We start from the raw sequence: 1401 nt of genomic DNA, 5'->3' as shown, positions 1-1401 counted from the left end.
AAGCGCGAGGCCTCGACCGACCCCATCTTTACCAGGTTGCCGACCGAACCATCGCCGGGGTTGACGACTTCGATAGGGCAGGTGGTGCTGGTGATCTGACCTTCGAAGTTGATGGTGCCGGTGGTGGCGAAGGCCGAAGTACCGGCTGCAGTAATCGCCAGCCCCAGGGCCAGGGCAGAGAAATGCTTGATCACGAGTAATCCTTGTAAGTGCGTAATTAGTTGATTGTCAGCCATGGATGTAACTAATTATGTTAGTTGGAAGTTGTTTATGTGCTACGTCATGACGGGGCAGGATTCTAGAGGGCGATGGAGTATTGTGATACGCGCAAAAGAGGGGAGAGTGGCAGCAGGTTCTGTAGGATTTTTCCTATATTTAATAGCGACATTATTACAGGTGTTTTTGATCGTAAATTTTAACCAGGCAGGTCACCTAAGTATCCCTATGGCGTTGATACTCAGGTGATCTTGACCCGTTGTCGGCAATGCCGGGTTGCAGGTGTTTGGCCCTGACTTGATTAAAAGCGATGAAGCCCCAAATCGGGTTACTCCCCCAGCCCAGGTAGCGTTATGATTTTGCCGAGCTTTCTGATTGAGCACCGCATAGAAGCAATGTGACCTATGAGGTCGTGCAGGATTATGGGGTTGTTCAGACAGTAGCCGTAGGGATTCAGGCCGCTGCTGCCGAACGGGCTCAGGCTGTCGGGGCTGTGAAAGCGCATCAGTGCCGGGTCGTAGGCCCGGTGGCCCTTGCCCGGCAGGTAACAGCCTGTGGCACTGTCGAGCATCTTGCCGTTGTAGCCGCTCAGGCTCGGCAACGGCTTGTCGCTGTGCTGCTGGCCATAGGCGCTGTACACCGCGCGGCGCTCGTCGCCCTGCGGATACTCGGTGCGCAGGTTGCCGTTGGCATCGGTCAGCGCCAGCAGGGTCTGGTCCGTGTCATTGCTCTACTGCTGCCCCGGCACGCCCTGGGGACCGTGCAGCCATTGGTTGGCAATGCCTTGCCTGGTCGCACAACTGGGGGCGTCGCCTTGATAGAAGCGCTCGGCATACAGGGGCTGTGGGTGATGGATCAGTTGATGGCAACCACGAACTGCACGTCAGCCGAGGCAACGCCCGCGAAAACGATAGGCTTGATCGACCGGTAATAAGCATTGAAGACCATGTCGGTGGTGCCGTTCTCGATCAGGTCGTAGGCAGCCGATTCGTCACCAGGGGCGATGGAGACGCCGGTCTTGTCCTTGATGACAATCGCAACGCCCTTGGCGCCATCGGCCGTCGGGGTCACGCCGAAGTAGTTGCCGGTGGTGTCCGGGGTGCCGTTGAAGGTCACCCGGGCCACGTCGTCAGTGCCGGTCAGGCCACAACTGCCGTCGTCCTTGATGCGCAGGGCAAAGCGCTT

General features: G+C 57.7%; 2 protein-coding genes and 1 pseudogene. All 3 read right to left on the bottom strand.

All coding sequences use genetic code 11. From position 1 onward, the window contains the following. A pseudogene (locus tag DGA31_RS29405) lies at window positions 1-194 on the bottom strand (fimbrial protein); the annotation flags it as partial. A 350-nt stretch (window positions 195-544) separates the two neighbouring features. Then, on the bottom strand, window positions 545-856 hold the full coding sequence (locus DGA31_RS29400; protein ID WP_241509683.1) for an RHS repeat-associated core domain-containing protein: 312 nt from the start codon (window positions 854-856) through the stop codon (window positions 545-547). Window positions 857-1071: 215 nt separating this feature from the next. Next, the coding region (locus DGA31_RS29935; protein ID WP_161959254.1) for a fimbrial protein at window positions 1072-1401 on the bottom strand (330 nt) is incomplete at its 5' end.

This window comes from Pseudomonas ovata, from assembly GCF_003131185.1.
In the GTDB taxonomy this organism is placed as follows: Bacteria; Pseudomonadota; Gammaproteobacteria; order Pseudomonadales; family Pseudomonadaceae; genus Aquipseudomonas; species Aquipseudomonas ovata.
This window is presented reverse-complemented; position numbering and strand designations above follow the sequence as displayed.